The organism is Tepidiphilus olei (assembly GCF_006980705.1).
In the GTDB taxonomy this organism is placed as follows: Bacteria; Pseudomonadota; Gammaproteobacteria; order Burkholderiales; family Rhodocyclaceae; genus Tepidiphilus; species Tepidiphilus olei.
Genome location: NZ_SBHO01000001.1, coordinates 70,702 through 91,558, shown reverse-complemented (window position 1 = coordinate 91,558; position 20,857 = coordinate 70,702). Strand labels below are relative to the sequence as shown.

The 20,857-nt window shown below is 66.2% G+C and carries 23 protein-coding genes; 11 read left to right on the top strand and 12 right to left on the bottom strand.

The window, feature by feature from the left end; genetic code table 11:
• Window positions 1–14: 14 nt before the first annotated feature.
• The 8 genes from EPD80_RS00470 to coaBC are packed head-to-tail and all read right to left on the bottom strand — an operon-like array spanning window position 15 to window position 7,309.
• A complete protein-coding gene (locus EPD80_RS00470) occupies window positions 15–713 on the bottom strand; it encodes a TetR/AcrR family transcriptional regulator (protein WP_142808559.1) in 699 nt (232 codons plus the stop codon).
• Window positions 710–1,480, bottom strand: coding sequence for a lysophospholipid acyltransferase family protein (locus EPD80_RS00465; protein ID WP_142808557.1), 771 nt, complete (start codon window positions 1,478–1,480; stop codon window positions 710–712). Before EPD80_RS00465 ends, EPD80_RS00470 begins: the two co-directional genes overlap by 4 nt.
• Complete coding sequence (gene gmhB, locus EPD80_RS00460; RefSeq protein WP_142803600.1) at window positions 1,477–2,016, bottom strand: D-glycero-beta-D-manno-heptose 1,7-bisphosphate 7-phosphatase; 540 nt, start codon at window positions 2,014–2,016, stop codon at window positions 1,477–1,479. The genes EPD80_RS00465 and gmhB overlap by 4 nt, the downstream gene beginning before the upstream one ends.
• A gap of 10 nt (window positions 2,017–2,026) precedes the next feature.
• On the bottom strand, window positions 2,027–4,141 hold the full coding sequence (glyS, locus tag EPD80_RS00455; RefSeq protein ID WP_142808555.1) for a glycine--tRNA ligase subunit beta: 2,115 nt from the start codon (window positions 4,139–4,141) through the stop codon (window positions 2,027–2,029).
• A 3-nt stretch (window positions 4,142–4,144) separates the two neighbouring features.
• Window positions 4,145–5,062 (bottom strand): glycine--tRNA ligase subunit alpha, encoded by a 918-nt coding sequence (gene glyQ / locus EPD80_RS00450; protein ID WP_142808553.1) that lies wholly within the window; start codon window positions 5,060–5,062, stop codon window positions 4,145–4,147.
• Between the two features lie 47 nt (window positions 5,063–5,109).
• Complete coding sequence (locus tag EPD80_RS00445; protein WP_142804223.1) at window positions 5,110–5,589, bottom strand: NUDIX domain-containing protein; 480 nt, start codon at window positions 5,587–5,589, stop codon at window positions 5,110–5,112.
• Window positions 5,590–5,594: 5 nt separating this feature from the next.
• A complete protein-coding gene (gene dut / locus EPD80_RS00440; RefSeq protein WP_142808551.1) occupies window positions 5,595–6,071 on the bottom strand; it encodes a dUTP diphosphatase in 477 nt (158 codons plus the stop codon).
• The gene (gene coaBC / locus EPD80_RS00435) at window positions 6,068–7,309 is read right to left on the bottom strand and encodes a bifunctional phosphopantothenoylcysteine decarboxylase/phosphopantothenate--cysteine ligase CoaBC (protein ID WP_142808549.1); all 1,242 of its coding nucleotides are present in this window, start codon (window positions 7,307–7,309) and stop codon (window positions 6,068–6,070) included. Before coaBC ends, dut begins: the two co-directional genes overlap by 4 nt.
• Window positions 7,310–7,388: 79 nt before the next feature.
• On the opposite strand from coaBC, the gene radC reads away from it, so the two are divergent.
• The 6 genes from radC (at window position 7,389) to EPD80_RS00405 (ending at window position 12,497) form a co-directional block, all read left to right on the top strand.
• Window positions 7,389–8,063: a RadC family protein gene (radC, locus tag EPD80_RS00430; protein WP_142803605.1), complete on the top strand. Its 675-nt coding sequence runs from the start codon at window positions 7,389–7,391 to the stop codon at window positions 8,061–8,063.
• Window positions 8,064–8,214: 151 nt separating this feature from the next.
• On the top strand, window positions 8,215–8,493 hold the full coding sequence (locus tag EPD80_RS00425) for a FeoA family protein (RefSeq protein WP_142803606.1): 279 nt from the start codon (window positions 8,215–8,217) through the stop codon (window positions 8,491–8,493).
• The gene (locus tag EPD80_RS00420; RefSeq protein WP_142804224.1) at window positions 8,480–8,710 is read left to right on the top strand and encodes a FeoA family protein; all 231 of its coding nucleotides are present in this window, start codon (window positions 8,480–8,482) and stop codon (window positions 8,708–8,710) included. Before EPD80_RS00425 ends, EPD80_RS00420 begins: the two co-directional genes overlap by 14 nt.
• On the top strand, window positions 8,707–11,022 hold the full coding sequence (gene feoB, locus EPD80_RS00415; protein ID WP_142808547.1) for a Fe(2+) transporter permease subunit FeoB: 2,316 nt from the start codon (window positions 8,707–8,709) through the stop codon (window positions 11,020–11,022). The genes EPD80_RS00420 and feoB overlap by 4 nt, the downstream gene beginning before the upstream one ends.
• Window positions 11,019–11,297: a FeoC-like transcriptional regulator gene (locus EPD80_RS00410; protein ID WP_142808545.1), complete on the top strand. Its 279-nt coding sequence runs from the start codon at window positions 11,019–11,021 to the stop codon at window positions 11,295–11,297. Before feoB ends, EPD80_RS00410 begins: the two co-directional genes overlap by 4 nt.
• 48 nt (window positions 11,298–11,345) lie before the next feature.
• On the top strand, window positions 11,346–12,497 hold the full coding sequence (locus tag EPD80_RS00405) for a porin (protein ID WP_142808543.1): 1,152 nt from the start codon (window positions 11,346–11,348) through the stop codon (window positions 12,495–12,497).
• A gap of 26 nt (window positions 12,498–12,523) precedes the next feature.
• On the opposite strand, the gene EPD80_RS00400 is transcribed toward EPD80_RS00405, so the two are convergent.
• From EPD80_RS00400 to EPD80_RS00385, 4 genes are read right to left on the bottom strand one after another with little or no spacing between them, the layout of a single operon-like run.
• Entirely contained in the window at window positions 12,524–13,339 is an 816-nt protein-coding gene (locus EPD80_RS00400; RefSeq protein WP_142808541.1) for a helical backbone metal receptor, read from the bottom strand.
• On the bottom strand, window positions 13,332–15,296 hold the full coding sequence (gene ftsH / locus EPD80_RS00395) for an ATP-dependent zinc metalloprotease FtsH (protein ID WP_142808539.1): 1,965 nt from the start codon (window positions 15,294–15,296) through the stop codon (window positions 13,332–13,334). The genes EPD80_RS00400 and ftsH overlap by 8 nt, the downstream gene beginning before the upstream one ends.
• A gap of 12 nt (window positions 15,297–15,308) precedes the next feature.
• Window positions 15,309–15,635: a chaperone modulator CbpM gene (locus tag EPD80_RS00390; protein ID WP_142808537.1), complete on the bottom strand. Its 327-nt coding sequence runs from the start codon at window positions 15,633–15,635 to the stop codon at window positions 15,309–15,311.
• A 12-nt stretch (window positions 15,636–15,647) separates the two neighbouring features.
• A complete protein-coding gene (locus EPD80_RS00385; protein WP_142808535.1) occupies window positions 15,648–16,607 on the bottom strand; it encodes a DnaJ C-terminal domain-containing protein in 960 nt (319 codons plus the stop codon).
• Window positions 16,608–16,859: 252 nt separating this feature from the next.
• Here EPD80_RS00385 and EPD80_RS00380 point away from each other — a divergent pair, with 252 nt between their 5' ends.
• The 5 genes from EPD80_RS00380 (at window position 16,860) to EPD80_RS11520 (ending at window position 20,830) form a co-directional block, all read left to right on the top strand.
• Window positions 16,860–17,300 carry an Hsp20/alpha crystallin family protein gene (locus EPD80_RS00380; protein WP_142808533.1) on the top strand — a complete coding sequence of 147 codons (441 nt, stop codon included), beginning with the start codon at window positions 16,860–16,862 and terminating at the stop codon, window positions 17,298–17,300.
• Between the two features lie 20 nt (window positions 17,301–17,320).
• Window positions 17,321–17,716, top strand: a complete 396-nt coding sequence (locus EPD80_RS00375) for an Hsp20/alpha crystallin family protein (protein WP_141055255.1) — start codon at window positions 17,321–17,323, stop codon at window positions 17,714–17,716.
• An 82-nt stretch (window positions 17,717–17,798) separates the two neighbouring features.
• The gene (locus EPD80_RS00370) at window positions 17,799–18,305 is read left to right on the top strand and encodes an Hsp20/alpha crystallin family protein (protein WP_142808531.1); all 507 of its coding nucleotides are present in this window, start codon (window positions 17,799–17,801) and stop codon (window positions 18,303–18,305) included.
• Between the two features lie 119 nt (window positions 18,306–18,424).
• A complete protein-coding gene (locus EPD80_RS00365; RefSeq protein WP_142808529.1) occupies window positions 18,425–19,540 on the top strand; it encodes a S1C family serine protease in 1,116 nt (371 codons plus the stop codon).
• Between the two features lie 15 nt (window positions 19,541–19,555).
• A complete protein-coding gene (locus EPD80_RS11520) occupies window positions 19,556–20,830 on the top strand; it encodes a nucleoside recognition domain-containing protein (protein ID WP_142808527.1) in 1,275 nt (424 codons plus the stop codon).
• Window positions 20,831–20,857 lie beyond the last annotated feature (27 nt).

Below are 20,857 nucleotides of genomic sequence, written 5' to 3'. Positions count from 1 at the left end.
ATGATACGCCAAGCTCAGCCGACGTGCGATTGCGCCGCGACATCCGGCAGCGGCGCGCGCAATCCGCCCAAAAGGAAACTCATGAGGCGCGCTTCGAGCTTGGCCGGATCGTGATCGTCGAAGGATTCGCCGGCCAGCGCTTGCAAGCCCTCGGCGCCGGCGATCGCGTAAGAAACGGCGCCCAGCATGAAGTGGAAACGCCAGAAGATCTCGGCATGCGGCACACCCGGCAAGGAGCGGTAGAGCGCCTCGAGGTATTCGTCACTGACGTCGCCATAATCCTTGGCGAGCACGTGACGCACGAAGGCGCTCGGATCGGTCATCGTCCGGCCCAGGAGCTGGAGGAAACGCCGGCCTCCTTCGGTGCGGGCGAGCTCCAGCAAAGGGGCGAAGAAGGCTTCGACGATGCGACTGGGCCGCACCGCTTTGCCCAGCGCCTCGGCGTCGCGCTGCAGCTGCGCCAGGCGACGGCGTCGCTCTTCCGTGATTTCGGCCAGGCGACGGCGAAAGATTTCACACAGCAAGTTTTCCTTGGAGCCGAAATGGTAATTGACCGCAGCGAGATTGACCCCGGCCCGGGCCGTGATCATGCGCATGGACGCGCCTTCGAAGCCATACTCGGCGAAGAGCGCCTCGGCCGCATCCAGGATTTTCTCCCGCGTCTCGGTCCCACCGCTCTGGCGCGACTCCTTCCCCCTTTTCTTTCCGCTCACGACGGCGCCCCTTCGGTCGAAGTTTCGCCATAATGCCACGGGAAACGGCGCCGCATCTCGGATTCGATCCACTCCGCCACCAGGCGATTGACCTCGTCGACGCTCTTTCCCCGAGGATCGATCGGCGGGCCGATCGACACCAGCACTTCGCCCGGAATCTTGACGAAAGCTCCCTTGGGCCAGAATTCGCCGGCGTTGTGCGCGATCGGCACCACCGGGACGCCCGCTGCCACGGCGAGCGCCGCCCCGCCAGCGAGATAGCGCCGCGTGTGCCCCGGCGCCACCCGGGTGCCTTCGGGGAAGATGAGCACCGAAAAGCCTTGCGTGAGCCGCTCCTTGCCCTGCTCGATCACCTGCTGCAGCGCGCCACGCCGGTCGTTGCGGTCGATGGCGATCATCGAGCAGCTGGCCAACCCCCAGCCGATGAAGGGGATGCGCAGCAGCTCCTTTTTCAGCACGAAGACGAGCCGCGGCAGGATGGCCTCCAGCACCAGCGTCTCCCAGGCCGACTGATGCTTGGCAAGGAAGACACAGGGTCGCGCCGGGATGTGCTCCCGCCCTTCCACCCGCCAGCGGATGCCGAGCACGTGCCAGATGAGAAAGGCGGTGATCTTCGCCCAGAAACTGACGATGCGATGGCGTGGCAGCGGCGGCAAGGGACGCACGGCGATCGTCACCAGCGAATAGGGCACCGTCACCAGCGTCATGAGTACGACGAAGAGGATCGACCGGATCCAGGCCGAGAGCGAAGCGCGGCGTGGGCTCATGGCGACTCCGTCAGCCGGCGGGCGACTTCGGCCAGATCCTCGGCGATGGTCACGTTCTCCGGCAGCAGGCCGCTCGCCAAGGTTTTGCGCCCCTTGCCGGTGAGCACCAGCCACGGGCGACAACCGGCGGCGACCGCCGCCTGGATATCGCGAATGCCATCGCCCACCACCGGCACTTGCGACAGATCCACGCCAAAGCGCTGTCCGATCTCGAGCAGCATCCCCGGTTTGGGTTTGCGGCAAGCACAGTTTTCCACCTCGGCATGCGGGCAGAAAAAGATGGCATGGATGCGCCCGCCGACTTCGGCGAGCCGGCGCAGCATGGTCTCGTGGATCGCGTTCAGGGTATCCATGCCGATGAGGCCGCGCCCGATCGCCGACTGGTTGGTGGCGATCACCACGCGCCACCCCCATTGCGTGAGCTGGGCGATCGCCTCGAGCGAACCGGGTATGGGAATCCATTCCTCCGGGCTCTTGACGAACTGATCCGAATGCTCGTTGATCACCCCGTCGCGGTCGAGCACGATGAGTTTCATGACCGCCTCCTCAGGCGCCCGCCTCGCGTGCCAGCACCGACAGATCGGCCACCTGGTTCATCAACTGCCGCAGTTCGCGCAAAAGCGCCAGGCGATTCGCCCGCAGCAGCGGTTCGTCGCACAGCACCATCACGCGATCGAAGAAGGCATCCACCGGCGCGGCGAGCGCGGCGAGCGTGGTGAGCGCCTGGGCATAGGCCTCGTTTTCCAGGTGTGAGGCGACGTAAGGCGCCACGGCGTGCATCTTTTCGAAGAGGGCCTTTTCCTCGGGCTCGGCAAAGAGCGCCACGTCCACGTGCGCCGCGCCCTCTTCGCCCGCTTTCTTGAGCAGATTGGCGATGCGCTTGTTGGCCGTGGCGAGCGTGGCAGCCTCCGGCGCCTCGAGAAATGCGGCCACTGCCTCGAGCCGCGCCGGCACCGTGTCGATACGGCCCGGGCGCAGCGCGAGCACGGCGTCGATCGCATCGAGCGCATGCCCTGCCTCGCGCAGCCAATGACGCAGACGCTCGTCGAAGAAACGGCGCAGTTTCTCGGCGGTATCGGCCGGGGCCTGAGCGCGTACCGCGGCGGGCTGTTCGACGAGCGCGCGCTCGATCGCCGCATCGAGCTCGAGGGGCAGCGGCGTCTCGATGGCGATGCGCAGCACCCCCAGCGCCGCGCGGCGCAAGCCGTAAGGGTCTTTCTCGCCGGTAGGAATCTCGCCGATGGCGAAGAGCCCGGCAAGTGCGTCGAGCCGCTCGGCGAGTGCCACGATCTTCCCCACCAAGCGACGTGGCAGCGCGTCGCCGGCAAAGCGCGGCTTGTAGTGATCCTCGATCGCCTCGGCCACGATTTCCGACTCTCCGTCGGCGAGCGCATAGTAGCGCCCCATCACGCCCTGGAGCTCGGGGAATTCGCCCACCATCAGGGTGACGAGGTCACATTTCGCCAGCCTGGCCGCGCGCCGGGCGAGCGCCACGTCGGCACCGAGCCGCTCGGCGAGCCAACCGGAGAGCACTTCCAAGCGCAGCACCCGCTCGCCCAGGGTGCCGATGCGGTTGTGATAGACGATGGCATCCAACCGGGGCAGGCGCGATTCCAACCGTTCCTTGCGGTCCTGCTCGTAGAAAAAGCGCGCATCGGCCAAGCGCGGACGCACCACGCGCTGGTTGCCTTCGACGATGTTGCGGCTCTTGGGCTCGGACAGGCGCATATTCGAGACGATGAGAAAGCGGTTGGTGAGCCGCCCCTGCGCATCGAACAAGGGGAAATATTTCTGGTTCGCCTGCATCGTCAGAATGAGGCACTCGGGTGGCACCGAGAGAAACTCCTCCTCGAAGCGCCCGACGTAGATAGTGGGATGCTCGACGAGAGCGGTCACTTCGTCGAGCAGCGCCGCATGCTCGCCCAGAACGCCTCCCTCGGCGCCAGCCTTTTCGTGCAGCTGCCGTTCGATCTCGGCGCGCCGCGCGGCGAAATCGGCGATGACCTTGCCCTCGGCAAGCAGCGTCGGCTCATAGGCCTCGGCATTGGCGAGTTCGATCGCGCCGCGGCTCATGAAGCGGTGTCCCAATGTTTCGCGGCCAGACTCCAGGTCGAGCACCCGCCCCGGCACCACGCGCGCACCGTGCAGCATCACCAGGCGATGCACCGGCCGCACGAATTGCGCCTCGCCCGCGCCCCAGCGCATGAGCTTGGGAATGGGCAGCGCGCGGATCGCCTCGGCGACGAGGGGGGCGAGCGCCTCGTCGAGCAGGGCGCCGGCCTCCACCGTGTGCAGATAGAGCATTTCCTGCTTGCCCTCGAGCCGGCGTTCGAGCTTGGCGGTCTGCGGCGTGAGCCCCTTGGCGGCGAGGCGCTTTTCCAGCGCGGGCGTAGGCTTGCCGGCGGCATCGTACGCCACCGCCACGGGCATCAGGCGTTCTTCTCTGGCCCGATCGGGGGCGCGCTCGCGCACCCCACCCACTTGCACCGCCAGCCGCCGAGGGCTGGCGAACCAGCGCCAGGGTGCGTCGGCATCGGCCAGGCCCCGCGCCTGCAAGCGCTCGAGCACGCCGCGCCCGAAGGATTCGCCCAGCCGCGGCAGCGCCTTGGGCGGCAGCTCCTCGGTGACGAGTTCGACCAGCAGGGTTTCCCGTTCGCTCATGACTCAGGCTCCTTTCTTGGCGGTCGCGGCGAGCATGGGGAAGCCCAACGCCTCGCGGCTGGCGAGATAGACTTGGGCCACCGCGCGGGCGAGCGCCCGGATGCGCCCGATGTAGGCGGCACGCTCGGTCACCGAGATCGCCCCGCGTGCATCGAGCAGGTTGAAGGTGTGCGCGGCCTTGAGCACCATCTCGTAGGCGGGCAACACCAGCGCCGCCTCGATCAGGCGCTTGGCTTCAAGCTCGAAATGCCCGAAAAGTTCGAAGAGCAGGGGCACGTTGGAATATTCGAAGTTGTACTTCGATTGCTCCACCTCGTTCTGGTGGAAGACGTCGCCGTAGGTGACCACCCGGCCGTCGCTCGTGCGCGTCCACACCAGGTCATAGACGTTCTCCACCCCCTGCAGGTACATCGCCAGGCGCTCGAGCCCGTAGGTGATCTCGCCGAGCACCGGCCGGCAGTCCAAGCCGCCGACCTGCTGGAAGTAGGTGAATTGCGTCACCTCCATACCGTCGAGCCACACCTCCCAGCCCAGCCCCCAGGCGCCGAGCGTGGGGTTCTCCCAGTCGTCCTCGACGAAACGCACGTCGTGCTCGCGAGGGTCGATCCCCAGCGCCACGAGGCTGGCGAGGTAGCGGTCCTGGATGTCGATTGGCGAGGGTTTCAACACCACCTGGAACTGGTAGTAGTGCTGCAAGCGGTTGGGATTCTCGCCGTAGCGGCCGTCCTTGGGGCGGCGCGAGGGCTGCACGTAGGCGGCGTTCCACGGCTCGGGGCCGATGGCGCGCAGGAAAGTGGCGGTGTGTGAGGTCCCCGCGCCCACTTCGAGGTCGTAGGGCTGCAGCAGCACGCAGCCCAGCTCGGCCCAGTAGCGCTGCAGGCGCAGAATGATGTCCTGAAAGGTGGGTTTTTCTTCGCTCATGGTCCGTCCGGAGGCTCGATGGCGGCGCAAAGGCGCCATTTTACGGGCTAACGCGGCGCGGCGCCAGCACGCGCCATCGCATCGGCGGATTCCTCGCCCCACCCGACCTCGAACAACCATTGCCGCCCCAAGCGGGGCCAGATCGCCGCGAGGTAGGGCGCGAAAGGCTCCGGCGGCCGGGTCGGAGCGTCCCAGCGCAATCCGTCGCAGCGGTGCGGCTCGGCGATGCGCACCTCTCCCTGCCACTGGAATGCATCGAAAAGGAACTCGATGCGGTTGGTATCGGATGCGCGATGCACCACCGCCACCGGCGTGAGCGCCTGCGCGACCACTTCGATGCCGAGTTCCTCGGTGAGCTCACGCACCGCGGCCTGGCGCAGGCTCTCGCCGTTCTCGACGTGCCCGCCCGGCAGGCTCCAGAATCCGTCGAAAAACCCCGTGCCGGCGCGGCGCAGGAAGAGCACCCGACCCTGCTCGTCGAAGAGGCGCACCTGCACCGCGGTGGGGATGGCGAAGCGCGCCGGCATCGCGCTCAAGCGTGCCCCGTACTGCCGAATCCGCCCGCGCCCCGCTCGCTCGGGTCGAACGACTCCACCGCGACGAGGCGGGCATGGACCACCGGCACGATCACCAGCTGGGCGATGCGCGCGAGCGGCTCGATCACGAACGCCTCTTCGCCGCGGTTCCACAGCGACACGAGGATCTCGCCCTGATAGTCCGAATCGATGAGCCCGACGAGGTTGCCCAGCACGATGCCGTGCTTGTGCCCCAGCCCCGAGCGCGGCAGGATCAGGGCCGCGAGGCCCGGGTCGGTCAGATGGAGTGCGATGCCCGTGGGCACGAGCGCCGTCGCCCCAGGCTCGAGCTCGAACGGGGCGGCGATCGCCGCGCGCAGGTCCATCCCGGCAGCACCCGGCGTTGCGTACTGCGGCGGACGGGCCTTGATGCGCTCGTCGAGGAAGCGCACCTGCACTGTGACTTCGTCCTTTCCCTGCGTCTGGCCGCTCATAGATCCCCCCGCTCAACCACTGTATCGATCAGGCCGAGGCGCTGCGCCACGTGCCGCACGATGCCCCAGGCAACCTGGGCCTTGTCCGCGGTCGGCAAGGGGATGCGGCCGTTCTCGTCGTAGAGCACGACGGTGTTCTCGTCGCGCCCCATCGCCTCCTGCACCAGGTTGCCGACCACCAGCTGCAGCCCTTTTTCCCGGCGTTTGCGCTCGGCGTATTCGTCCAGATTCTCGCTCTCGGCGGCGAACCCGATGCACCAGGGAGGCTCGGGCAGCGCCGCCACCTCGGCGAGGATGTCCGGGTTACGTACCAGCTCCAGCGTGAGCCGTTCGGCCCCTTTCTTGATCTTTTGCGGCGAGACGTGCACCGGCCGATAGTCGGCCACGGCCGCCACCGAGGCGAAGATGCGATGGCCCGAAACGCGCTCCAGCACCGCCGTGCGCATCTCCTCGGCGGTGGTCACGTCCACCCGCGTCACGCCCCAAGGGGTGGGCAGGCTCACGGGGCCGGAGACGAGCGTCACGGTGGCACCGGCCTGCGCAAACGCCTGCGCCAGCGCATAGCCCATCTTGCCGGAACTGAGGTTGGTGAGTACGCGTACTGGGTCGAGCGGCTCGTAGGTCGGCCCGGCGGTGACCAGCACCGCATGACCGCTAAACCACTTCGGCGCGAAAAACGCTTCCAGTCGCGCCACGATCTCGTCGGGCTCGATCATGCGCCCCGGACCGATCTCGCCGCAGGCCTGCTCGCCCTCGGCCGGTCCCCAGAGGAGCACGCCGTCGGCGACGAGCTGCGCCCGGTTGCGCTGCGTGGCCGGATGCAACCACATCTGACGGTTCATCGCCGGCGCCACGGCCATCGGGCAGGCGCGCGCCAGCGCGAGCGTCGCCAGCAGATCGTCGGCCTGCCCCTGGGCGAAGCGCGCCATGGCATCGGCCGTGCACGGCGCCACCAGCAGCAGATCCGCCCCCCGGGTGAGATCGATGTGCGCCATGGCGTTGGCGCGCCGCTCGTCCCACGGATCGCACCACACCGGCCGCCCCGAGAGCGCCTGGAAGGTGGTGGGCGTGACGAAATGCGCCCCGCCCGGCGTGAGCACCACATCGACCTGCGCTCCCGCCTGAACGAGCCGGCGCACGAGCTCGGCCGCCTTGTAGGCCGCCACCCCTCCCGTCACGCCCAGCACGATCCGCCGTCCGAACAAAAAAGGCGGCGCTCCGCTTTCATTGCGCTCCATCGTCTCTCCTCTGTCCCGTTGCGCCCCGGGCGCACTTCATGGAAAATGCATCTCGTCTCGTTCGTTGCGCAGGCACCCCATGCCCATCACCGACTGGCCGGAACAGGAACGCCCCCGCGAGAAACTGCTCGCGCGCGGCGCCGCGGCCCTCTCGGACGCCGAGCTTTTGGCGATTTTCCTCCGGGTCGGCGTACGAGGCAAGAGCGCCGTCGATCTCGCGCGCGATCTGCTCACGCACTTCGGCGGTGTGCGTGCGCTCGTCTCCGCCCGGCCCGGAGCCTTCGCCGCCGTACCTGGCGTGGGGCTGGCCAAATACGCGCAGCTCCAGGCCGCCTTCGAACTCGCTCGCCGGGCGCTGGCCGAAACCGCCCGCGAGGCCGATCTCCTCTCCGATCCCGAGAGCGTCAAGGACTGGCTGCGCCTGAGGCTCGCCGGGCTCGAGCACGAGGTCTTCTACGCCCTGCTGCTCGACAACCGCCACCGTCTGCTCGCCGCCCACGAACTCTTTCGCGGCACCGTCGACCAGACGGCCGTGCACCCGCGCGAACTCGTCAAGCTCGCTCTCGGCGCCAATGCGAGCGCCGTCATCGTCGCGCACAACCACCCCAGCGGCGCTGCCGAACCGAGCCGCGCCGACGCCGCGATCACCCGCACGCTGCGCGACGCCCTGGCGTTGGTCGACGTGCGCCTGCTCGACCATTTCATCGTCACGGCGGGAAACGTCGTCTCGCTCGCGCAACTCGGCATGCTCTGAACCCGGGGCGAAGCGACGAGTCCACCGCGCCAAAAAGAAAAATCCCATGCAAAATCTTTGAAAAGCCCTTGTCCTGCCAGTAAATGAGAACTATAATCAATCAATTCTATCCAACCGATTGCCTTCGCCCATCGCCATCCGGAGTCTTGCCATGGTTCCCGAATCCGCTCCCAAAGCCTTCCCCTTGCCCGTGGCCCCGCTTGGCAGCCGCTTGCGGATCGCCGCACTCCACGGCGGCACCGAACTCACGCGCCGTCTGACCGAGCTCGGTTTGAACGTCGGCTGCGAAATCGTGCTGCAGCAACGCGAAGGAGGAAAATTCGTCGTCAAACGCGGCGAGACGCGCTTCGCGCTCGGCGGCGGCATGGCACACAAGATCCTGGTCCAGGAATATTCCGAGGTAGCGCGCGATGCCCATGCTGCTGCGTGACCTCGCCGTGGGCGAGCGCGCCCGCGTCACCGGCTATGCGCCCGGCGGCGAATCCTATCGGCGCAAGCTCCTGGCGATGGGTCTCACGCCCGGCGCCGAGCTCGTCGTCACCCGCATCGCCCCCCTGGGCGACCCGCTCGAGATTCGCACCCGCGGCTTTTCCCTGTCGCTGCGCAAGAGCGAGGCCGCCGCGGTCGAGGTAGAAAAGCTCCCATGAACGACGCCTACACCATCGCGCTCGTCGGCAACCCCAACTGCGGCAAGACCACGCTCTTCAATGCGCTCACCGGCGCCAAACAGCGCGTGGGCAACTGGCCCGGCGTTACCGTGGAGAAGAAGACCGGCGAGTACCGTTTCGATCGGGCGAGGGTCGAAGTCGTCGACCTGCCCGGTACCTATTCGCTCGACGTCGTGGGCGAAGACGTCTCGCTCGACGAACGCATCGCCCGCGACTACGTCCTCTCCCGCCAGGCCGACCTCGTGGTCAACGTCGTCGACGCCGCCAACCTCGAGCGCAACCTCTACCTCACGCTGCAACTGGCGGAAATGCAGGTGCCGCTCTTGGTCGCGCTCAACATGATCGACGTCGCCGAGAAAAAAGGCATGAAGATCGACGTGGCGGCGCTCGCCGAGCGGCTCGGCTGCCCGGTGGTGCCGATCGTCGCCAGCGAGAAACGCGGCCTCGACGCGCTCAAACAGGCGATCGACCATGCGGTAGCCGCCCCGCCGCAACCGCGCGTCGTGCCCTATGGGGAGGAAGTGGAAACGGCGCTCGCCGAACTCGTGCCCGAGCTCGAACCGATCGCCGCGCAGAAAGGCTGGTCCCCGCGCTGGCTCGCCGTGCGGCTGCTCGAGGGCGACGCGCTCGCGCGCGCGAGCGTAGACGAACCCCTCGCCCGGCGCGCCCAAGCCCTTGCCGAGCGTTTCGGCGGCGAACTCGACATCCTCGTGGCAGACGCCCGCTATAGCCTCGCCAACGACATCGTGCATCACACCGTGCACGTTGCCGGCCAAGCCCCGGCCGACCTCACCGAGCGGATCGACCGCATCGTGCTCAACCGCGCCTTGGGCATCCCCATCTTCCTCGCGGCCATGTACCTGATGTTCCTCTTCACGATCCGCGTGGGCGGGGCTTTCATCGACTTCTTCGACAAATTGGCCGAGGCGATCTTCGTCGATGCCTTCGACGAAGTCCTCACGGCGATCGGCGCTCCCGAATGGCTCACCGGACTGCTCGCCCATGGAGTGGGCGCCGGCATACAAACGGTAGCCACTTTCATCCCCGTGATCGGTTTTCTCTACCTTTTCCTCTCCGTGCTCGAAGATTCCGGTTATATGGCACGCGCCGCCTTCGTCATGGATCGATTCATGCGCTGGGTGGGGCTGCCGGGCAAGAGTTTCGTGCCGCTCATCGTCGGTTTCGGCTGCAACGTGCCGGCCATCATGGCCACGCGCACGCTGGAGCATCGCCGCGACCGCCTCATGACGATCGCCATGGCTCCCCTCATGTCCTGCGGCGCACGGTTGCCCGTCTATGCGCTCTTCGCCGCCGCATTCTTTCCCACGGGCGGCGAGAACGTCATCTTCGCCCTCTACCTCATCGGCATCGCCGTGGCCGTGCTCACCGGGCTCATGCTCAAAAACACCCTGCTCAAGGGTGAGGCCACGCCCTTCATCATGGAATTGCCCCCCTACCACCTCCCCACCGCCCGCGGGGTGCTGCTGCACACCTGGGACCGTCTCAAAGGGTTCATCGTCCGTGCTGGACGGCTCATCGTTCCCATGGTCGTGGTCATCAACTTCCTCAACGCGATCGGCACCGACGGCAGCTACGGCAACGAGCACAGCGACAAATCCGTGCTCGCCGCCGTCGGCCGCACCCTCTCCCCCGTGTTCGCCCCCATGGGGCTGACCGAAGACAACTGGCCCGCCACGGTGGGCATCTTCACCGGCGTGCTCGCCAAGGAAGCCGTGATCGGTACCCTGAACGCCACCTATACGGCACTTGCCACCGAGAACACTGACACGGAAGAAGAAACCCCCTTCTCGCTACGCGAGGCGATCGCGGCGGCGTTTGCCACCATTCCGCAGAACCTCGCCGAGGCGCTCGGCTCCTGGGCCGACCCCCTGGGACTGCACAAGGCCGAGGAAGAACGCGAGGAAGTCTCGCAGGCCGCCTTCGGTGCCATGGCCGAACGATTCGACGGCGCGGTCGGAGCGTTTGCCTACCTGCTCTTCATCCTGCTCTACACTCCTTGTACCGCCGCCACCGCCGCCATCTACCACGAATCCGGCCGACGCTGGACGCTTTTCGTCGTCGCCTGGACGACGGGCATCGCCTGGGCCGCGGCGACGATCTTTTACCAGCTGGCCCGCCTGCCCCTCTCCCCGCTCACCTCCGCCGCGTGGATCGGAGGCATCGCCGCGTTCTTCGCCCTCGCCTATCTCCTCATGCGCCGCGGCGGCGCATTCCTCTCGCCGGCAGCAGCCGGAGGCGCCAAGACCGTCCGTCAGGAGGGTTCCGCATGATCCTCTCCCGCCTCAGCGAAACTCTGCACCTGCACCGCCGTGCCAGCCTCGACGATCTGGCCACGGCCCTGCAGGCCGCGCCCGAAGCGGTCGAGGCCATGCTCGCCACGCTCGAGCGCAAGGGCCGTATACGCCGTCTTCCCGCCGGCTCGTCCTGCGGCAAGAGCTGCTGCGCCTGCGACCCGAAGCGCTTGCAGATCTACGAATGGGTCGAAACGACCGACGCCCATCCTGAATCCGTAGCCCCCTTGCGCCAATCTTTTTTTCCATCTTAATGACATAATAATTTTAACAAGAACTATCTTTCGCTCAAGGATGAAAAGATGTTCAAAAAAACGCTCGCCCTCTCGCTCACCAGTCTCTTCTGCCTGCCCGCGCTCGCCCAGTCCGGGATTGAACTTTACGGCTCGGTTGATGCCTCTTTCCAATACGGCAAAGAGATGGGTAACCAAACAGCCGGAATCGACGGAGGAGGCATCGGCGATAGTTTCCTGGGTTTGCGCGGCGAAGAGGCGCTTGGCGCTGGCCTCAAGGCTGTCTTCGTGCTTGAACAAGGATTCGACATCGATGTCGGCAAATCCTGCTGCATCAACGAAACCGACAGCAACGCCAACTCCGGCAGCGATCTCTTCACGCAGCAAGCCTATGTCGGACTTAAGGGCGCCTTTGGTCAGATCGCCCTGGGGCGTCAACACGCACCGGGTCATTTGTCTGAGCTCTACGACGCACTGCCCGATATGGCGGTAAGTCCGCAGAAGCGGCTCGCTGAACTGGCCAATCTCACCATCGTCTCTGAAGATTTGGCACGCTGGAACAATGCCATCGGTTACACCGGCGAATTCGAGACCCTCGGGGTGAGCGCCATCTACTCGGCCGGCAACCTCGAGACGAACCAGGCGCACGGCGTCTCGCGCACGGACGACGACAAATACGGCTTAGGTCTATATTATGAAAATGGCCCAATCAAAGTCGGGGCCATCTATCATGCGGTCAAATACAAAGCACAATATGACGGCGTCTGGAATAAAACCCCTGCCGGGGAAAACGAAACCCAGAAAGAATGGCTGCTTGGCGCAACCTACGACTTCGGCTTTGCCACCCTTGCCGGCTCCTGGCAGCAGGGCCGTGACGTGCTCGGCGCCAGCGGCTTCGATGTCCATCTCTGGCAGGTCGGCCTCATCATCCCCGTGGTGGGCGAAGACACGCTCAACCTCGCCTATGGTCAGGCCAAGCTCGACGGAGGCAACGCCATCATGGGCGATGGCGGCCGTGTCAAACCCAAATCCCTGGGCGTGGCCTATCTGCATCCGCTCTCCAAGCGAACCACCGTCTATGCCGCCTATACCTGGGTCGATCACGATGATCTGCGCTGGGATCAGGCGAGCGCCCTCGGCCAGGACGACAACGGCCACGCCGGCGACAGCAAGGTGGGCGACACCAACCTCTTCTATCTCGGGCTGAACCACCAATTCTGAACTGGACCGACCGCGGCCCCCCGCGACTAGCGGTCGGCCGCCAAATCCTGGCGCAGGGCGGCGAGGTAGCACAGGCCCGAGATGGCGCGGGTGCCGTACCACGAGATCATTTCGCCATCGACGAGCGTCACCGGCACCTCCGTTCCGAGCAAACGGCGAACCTCTTCGGCGTGTGCCTTTCCGAAGCGATAGGGTTCGGAAGGCAGCAGCACGCGCGCGATGCCCGCCTGGCGAACGGCGGTTCCGTCGATCACGGGATAACGGGGTTCCTCGATCACGGGCCAGGTCTGCCAACCCACGGCCTCCAGCATGGCGGAGATCCAGGTGCTGCGGGCCACCGTCATCCACGGCTCGCGCCAGATGGGATAAAGCACGCGCTCCTGCGGCAAGGAGGCAGCGACCGTGCGCACAAGTTCCAGCACGGATTCGAAGGCTTGCACGGCATAGTCCGCCGCCTCCTCGCGGTCGAACACCCCGCCGAGCAGACGAAAGAGCGCGACGTTGTCTTCGAGTCGGCAGGGATGGGTGACGATCACCTCGATGCCGGCCGCGGCGATCGCCTCGACCTGTTCCCGCCGGTTCTCATCGACGTTGACGATGACGTGCGTCGGCTCGAGCGCGAAGAGGCGCTCGAGGCGCACGTCCTTGGTTCCTCCCACTTTGGGTAGGTCCCGCACCTCGGAGGGATGGATGCAAAAACCGGTGCGCCCCACCACCGCTTCGCCCAGGCTGAAAGCAAAGAGCGTCTCGGTGAGCGAAGGCACCAGCGAGACGATGCGCGGCGTACCCTGGGCCCGGCGGTGCGGCACGCCCAGCGCGTCGTACCACAGCGTCTCAGCCATCTCGCGGAGCTCCCGCCGAGGGCATGCCGGCAGAGGCTTTCCCCTCCCCTTGCGACTCACCTGCCGCCGCGGTCCCGGGCGCGGGGTTTGCCGCTGCCGCACCGTGTTCATCCACATCGACCTCCCCGACGCAGGGAGGACGGCGCAAGTTGGAGAGCAAGCGCGCGACGTCCTCTTCCTCCAGGGTTTCCTTGGCGAGCAGCTCCCGGGCCGCCGCCTCGAGCTGGTCGCGGTTCTCCCGGAGCACGGCGAGCGTGCATTCGAAGGCTTCCATCACGATGCGCCGCACTGCCGCATCGATGCGCTCGTGCAGCGCTTCGGATACCCCCAAGGTTTCGCCCGGCGCGGGGAGTTGGGTGTCGAGGAAACGCGGACGACTCTGCTCGAACACCACGAAACCCAGTTCATCGTCCATGCCGTAGCGTGTCACCATGTCGCGCGCGATCTGGGTCACCCGCATGAGATCGTCCGCCGCGCCGGTGGACAGATGGCCGAAGACCAGCACCTCGGCGGCGCGCCCGCCGAGCAGCACCATGATCTTGTGGCGCAACTCCTCGCGGGTCATGAGGTAGCGGTCCTCGGAGGGACGCTGCAGGGTGTAGCCGAGCGCACCGATGCCGCGCGGCACGATGGAAATTTTGTGCACCGGGTCGGTGCCCGGCAACGCCCGCGCCACCAAGGCATGTCCGATCTCGTGATAGGCCACCACCCGACGCTCACGCTCGCTCAGCACCCGGTTTTTCTTCTCCAGGCCGGCGACGATGCGTTCGAAAGCGGCGGTGAAATCGGCCAGGGTCACGGCATCGGCTCCCCGACGCGTGGCCACGATGGCCGCTTCATTGACGAGGTTGGCCAGATCCGCCCCGCTGAAACCGGTCGTCATGGCAGCGATCTGCTCGAGGTCGACCTCGGGCGCGAGGCGGATTTTCTTGACGTGCACCTCGAGGATCTGCAAGCGCCCGTTCTTGTCGGGCCGATCGACCAACACCTGCCGGTCGAACCGCCCGGGCCGCAGCAGCGCCGGATCGAGAATCTCCGGCCGGTTGGTGGCCGCCAGCACCACGATGCCCGAAGAGGAATCGAAACCGTCCATCTCGGCGAGGAGTTGGTTGAGGGTCTGCTCCTTCTCGTCATGCCCGCCGAAACCCGGGTAGGCCCCACGCGCGCGGCCGAGGGCGTCGATCTCATCGATAAATATGATGCAAGGAGCATGTTTGCGCGCCTGTTCGAACAAATCTCGTACGCGCGCCGCGCCCACGCCGACGAACATCTCGACGAATTCCGAGCCGGTGATGGAGAAAAAAGGCACTTTCGCTTCGCCGGCCACCGCCTTGGCGAGCAACGTCTTGCCGGTTCCCGGCGGCCCCACGAGCAGCACGCCTTTGGGCATGCGCGCCCCGAGCCGGCCGTAGCGTGCCGGATCCTTGAGGAACTCCACCACCTCCTTGAGTTCGGTTTTGGCCTCATCGACGCCTGCCACGTCATCGAAAGTGACGCCGGTGTCCTGCTCGACGAAGACCTTGGCGCGACTCTTGCCGATCGACATGAATCCGCCCATGCCCTGTTTCTCGATCACTCGGCGAAACACGTAGTACCACAGGGCGAAGAAGACGAGTACCGGGACCACCCAAGAGAGGAGATCACGGAAAAACGTGTTTTCTATGACTCTAGTATAGGGAACTTCGTAGCGATCCAGGCGCTCGGCCAGATCCGGCTCGACCCTCGCCGTGGCGATGGCCACTTTCCGGCCTTCGGGCGATTTGAGGCGGCCAGTGATCACCCGATCGCCGATGATCACCTCGGACACGCGACCTTCCGCGAGCGCCTGCTCGAATTCGGTGTAGGACACCGTCTCCACGACGTTGGCTGCCTGCCACTGGCTCTGCAGGAAGAGCAGCAGGGCGATGGCGATCAACCAATAGCCAACATTCCATTTGCGTAATTGCTCTTCGTTCATGGCATTCCCCCTTCAGGGTTCATCGCGCCAGGAAATGCCGGCGCGATCGAGCAGGCGCCGCAAGCGGGCGATTTCGTCGATGAGCTCCATCATCATCGCCGCCGCGGTGAAACTCGCCTCGAAATCACGCATCAGGCGGCGCATGCGGCGCACCCGCTCCAGGGCCATCCCTTCGAATCGTGGCGCCCCCGCCTCGATCAGACCGGCCTCGATCAAGCCTTCTTCCCACAGTGCGCGCACGAAGGAAGGGGATGCCCCCGCCGCCACCGCAAGCTCCTCGAGCGTGAGCCAACGCTCGCCGCCCAACCATTCGCACGACACCACGATCGCCGCGTTCATCCCTGCTCCTCCTCACCGGCCCCAGTGCGCACGAGGGTCGAACCGTACCTCGCGCGCCATCGCCGCGAAATGTTCCCGCACCTTCGGATCGCTCGACGGCGGCAGCACCACCTCGAGCACCGCGTAGAGATCGCCCGGAGGGTCGCTCGGCAGCCCCTTGCCGCGCAGGCGCAGCTTGCGGCCGTGCTGCGAATCGGACGGAATGGTGAGCGTCACCGGGCCTTCCGGCGTCGGGATCTGGATCTTGGCGCCGAGCACTGCCTCCCACGGCGCCACCGGCACCGTCAGGTAGAGATCCTTGTCCTCGACGCGATAGAGCGGATGGGGGCGAAATTCCACTTCCAGGTAGAGATCGCCCGGCGGGCCGCCGTTCATCCCCGGGCCGCCCTGGCCGGCGAGCCGGATTTTCTGTCCCTGCCGGATGCCCTTGGGGATGCGTACGTTGAGGGTACGCTCGCGCAGCACCACATGCCCGGATTCATCGAGCTCGGGCACGCGCAGGGTGATCGAACGCGTGGCGCCATGCAGGCTGTCTTCGAGATCGATGAGGATCTTGGCGTGATGGTCTTCCCCGCGCAGGGCAAAACCCCCGCTGCGGCGCTGGCGCGCACCGGCCGCGCCGCGGTGCATGCGCCCGAAGAGCGACTCGAAGAAATCGGAGAAATCCATCCCCTCGAAAGGACCGCCGCCCGGCGCCCCACGGAATTCGAAGCCGGCATCCCAGCCCGGCGGCGGCGAGAAGTCCTCGCCCTGGCGCCAGTGCTCCCCAAGGCGATCGTACGCGGCGCGCTTCTCCGGATCGGAGAGCACTTCGTAGGCCTCGTTGATCTCTTTCATGCGCTCGGCCGCGTCGGGCTCCTTGCTCACGTCCGGATGGTACTTGCGCGCGAGCTTACGCCACGCCTTCTTGATTTCCTCCGCCGTGGCCGTGCGCGGCACGCCGAGAATCTCGTAGTAGTCGCGAAATTTCATTCCGTACCGCCTCCGAACAGCCGATGAGTGCGCTCCGGGCGGCGACGGTTTCTCGCTGCCCGGGCCTCTCCATTATTGCTGGCGGCGAGGGAAATTACAAGCGCAGCGCGATGAAGTACCAGTACCGCACACGTGATGCAACCCTTGAAATTCTCGGCGAGACAACCTATACCAATAAACGCAACGCACGCGTTCATCGTTGGTCCCGGTGCCGGGCGACTCCGCCCGGCCAACATTCAAGGAGGCAGCACGATGGTTACGACCCTCTTTCCCACCAACCTGTTCGAGGAGTTCGACCGGCTGCAGCGCGAACTCGACCGCCTGTGGAGCGGCTGGCCTGCGGCCATTCGTGAAGTAGCGCTCGACACCGTCTATCCGGCCATCAACATCGGCCGCACGAGCGAAGCGGTGGAAGTGTATGCCTTCGTGCCCGGCGTGGATCCGGCCAAGCTCGAAGTCACACTCGAGCAAGGCGTGCTCACCATCGCCGGCGAGCGCTCCTCGCCGATTCCGGAAAACGGCCAGGTCACGGTCTATGCCAACGAGCGCTTCGCCGGCAAGTTCCGCCGCACCATCAGCCTGTCCGAGGATCTCGACCCCGACAAGGTCGAGGCGACCTACCGCGACGGCGTGCTGCGGCTGCGCATCGCGCGCAAAGCCCATCTGCAACCGCGCCGCATCGAAATCAAATGATCGCGAAAGGAGGAACGACCATGGCTGAAACCAACGTCACCACCCGCCCCGGCACCAACGTCACCGCCCAGGAAGCCCAGCGCGTCCCGACCGCGGTGCCGCGCGTCGACATCATCGAGGATCAGACCAGCATCACCCTGTGGGCCGACCTGCCCGGTGTGAGCCGCGATTCGCTGGAGATCAAGGTGGAGGGCGACACCCTTACCATCGAAGGCAACGTGTCGCTTCCCGTGAGCGAAGGCATGGAGCCGATCTACGCCGAGATCCGCGCCCCGCGCTATGCCCGCAGCTTCACCCTGTCGCGCGACCTCGACACCGCCGGCATCCAGGCCAAGCTCAACCAGGGCGTGCTCGAGCTGCGCATTCCGAAACATCAGCAGGCTCAACCCAAGCGCATCACGGTGCAGGCTGGCTAATTCCTTCATTTCCGGTACGGAAATGACCTTTTTGGCCGCCCATCGCCGGGCGGCCTTCGTCTGACGCAGAGGAGGACGAAGTATGAGTTCGGTACTGGAGCAATGGAAATCCGGCCTCGGCCAGAGCTGGGAGCATCTGATGGAGGGCTGGCGACAGCTGTGGGAACGGGCCGCCGGCGCGCTCACCCGCTTCCAGCCCCGCGAACGCAACGACGAAAAAAGCGCTTCGCCCAATCTGCCGGCGCCGGCTGGAGGCGTGCGCTGGGCGGTGCTCGGCGCCGACATCTACGAGACCGACGAGGCGCTCGAAGTCCGCGTCGAGATCCCCGGGCTCGACCGAGAGGATCTCGAAGTCGAGGTGCTCGACGGCCAGCTCGTGATTCGCGGTGAGAAACGCCTCGAGCGCGAGGAAAAACAGGGGCAATACCGTCTCATGCAATGCGCCTACGGCCGCTTCCAGCGCGCCATCGCGCTCCCCGTGCCGGTCAAGGCGGAAGACGCCAAGGCGGAATATCGCGACGGCGTGCTCAAAATCATGCTGCCCAAGGCCGAGACCGCAAAAACCCGGCGCATCGCCGTTCAAGGTTGACCTTCTCTTCATCCCTGTCCGACGGCGGCCTGCGTGGCCGCCGTTTTTGCCCGCCCCATCCCCCCTGCCTTCGCCCTTTCCCGTACAATGAGCGCTTCGCACCGTCAGGAATCCGCCGCATGCGCTCCGCCCATCGCTTCACGCTGCTCTCGCTCCTTTTCATCCTTTTCATCGTGCTCGCCGCCTCGCTGGGCACGCTGCTCGCGAAGACCGCCGGAACGACCCCGGCCCAGCCGCGCGCCATCGCCCCGCGCGGCGAGCTCACCGCCGACGAGCGCAATACCGTCGAGATCTTCGCCCTCACCTCGCCCTCGGTGGTCCATATCACCACCGCCCGCCAAGCGCTCAACCTCTTCACCCTCAACGTGCTCGAAATCCCCCAGGGGACCGGCAGCGGCTTCGTCTGGGACGAAGCCGGGCATGTCGTCACCAATTTCCACGTCATCCAGGGAGCGGACGCGGCCCGCGTCACCCTGGCCGACCAGAGCACCTGGCGCGCCAAGCTCGTCGGTGTCTATCCCGACCGCGACCTCGCGGTGCTGCGCATCGACGCCCCGCCCGAACGCCTGCGCCCCATCCCCATCGGCGAGAGCAAGGGGCTCAAAGTGGGGCAGAAAGTGCTGGCGATCGGCAACCCCTTCGGGCTGGACCAGAGCCTTACCACCGGCGTGGTGAGCGCCCTCAATCGGGAGATCGAATCCGTCACCGGCCGCACCATCCGCGGCGTGATCCAGACCGATGCGGCCATCAATCCTGGCAACTCCGGCGGGCCGCTTCTCGATAGCGCCGGCCGGCTCATCGGCGTCAATACCGCCATCTACAGCCCCAGCGGCGCTTCTGCCGGCATCGGCTTTGCCATCCCCGTCGACGAGGTCAACCGCATCGTGCCGCGCCTCATCCGCGAGGGACGCATCCGCCGCCCCGTGCTCGGCATCGCCGCCGCCTCCCCCGCCTTCAACAAGGCGCTGGGCTTGCCTCCCGGAGTGGCCATCCTGCGCGTTGACCCCGACGGGCCGGCGGCGCGCGCCGGCCTCAAACCCTTCGTGCCGGTCACGGAAGGCAGCGTCGTCGTCGGCGACCTGATCGTGGCCATCGACGGCATCCCCACACCCGATCTCGACACCTTACTCGACGTGCTCGAACGCTACCAGCCTGGCGATAGCGTGACGCTGGAAGTGCTGCGCGGTACCGAACGGCGCCGAGTTGCCGTCACGCTGGATGCCGCTGCCTCCTGATTCCTCTTTTTCACCATGAACCGTATCTTCGCCGCCTTCATCTTGATCGCCTTCGCCACTGGCGCCGGCCGCGAGCTCAGTGGCACGACGGGCGTGATGACAGCCATGAGTCAGGCGGTCATCGACGCTTCGCGCGCCGCCGTAGAGCTCGCCCTGGGCCTCGTGGGCGTGATGGCGTTCTTCCTCGGGTTGATGAAGATCGCCGAGCAGGGAGGGTTGCTCACCGCCACGGCCCGTCTCATCGCCCCGCTCATGCGGCGGCTCTTTCCCGAAGTGCCGCCGCAGCACCCGGCCATGGGCGCCATGATCATGAACTTCTCGGCGAATCTACTGGGTCTGGGCAACGCGGCCACACCTTTCGGCATTCGCGCCATGCAGGAGCTCGACCGGCTCAACCCCCACCCGGGCGTCGCCACCGACGCCATGGTGCGCCTCCTCGCGATCAACACCTCGGGTCTGGCGCTGCTGCCCACGGGCGTGATCGCGCTGCGCGCGGCCGCCGGTAGCATCGAGCCGGCCGCCATCCTGCCCACCACCCTCTTTGCCACCACCTGTGCCACCCTGGTGGCAATCTTCCTGACGCCGCTGCTGGCGCGTTTCTACCCCGCACCTCGCCCAACCCCGCCGGTGGTCACGTATTCCAGCGACGCGCACGTGTGCGAAGAGACGCCGCCGCTCGCACCGCTGCCCCGCTGGGTAGGATGGACGGTAGCGCTCGCTTTCGTGGCGCTCATCGCCGCGAGCGTGCGCCATGGGCAGATCGTCTCGGCCTGGATCGTACCCACCCTCGTCGTTGGATTCATCGTCTATGGCCTCGCACGCGGGGTGGCGGTCTATGAGAGTTTCGTCGATGGCGCCAAAGAAGGTTTTCAGGTGGCGCTGCGCATCATCCCCTATCTGGTCGCCATCCTCGCGGCCACGGCGCTTTTGCGCGCAAGCGGCGCCCTTCCCTTCTTCGTCTCGCTGCTCGCGCCCATCACCGGGCCGCTGGGGCTGCCCGCCGAAGTGCTGCCCATGGCCATCCTCCGGCCGCTATCGGGCTCCGGCGCCTTTGCGCTTCTCGCCGATCTGCTCAAAGACCCGAACGTCGGCCCTGACAGCTATGCCGGTTGGCTCGCTTCCACCATTCAGGGCTCGACCGAGACCACTTTCTACGTGCTCGCGGTCTATTTCGGCGCCGTCGGCATCAAGAAGATGCGCCACGCCATCGCAGCGGGGCTAGCGGCGGATCTGGCCGGCGTCATCGCCGCCGTTTTCATCTGTTCCTGGCTCTACCCGGGCGCTGCGTGAGCTCGCCTCGCTGCTACAATATCGGCA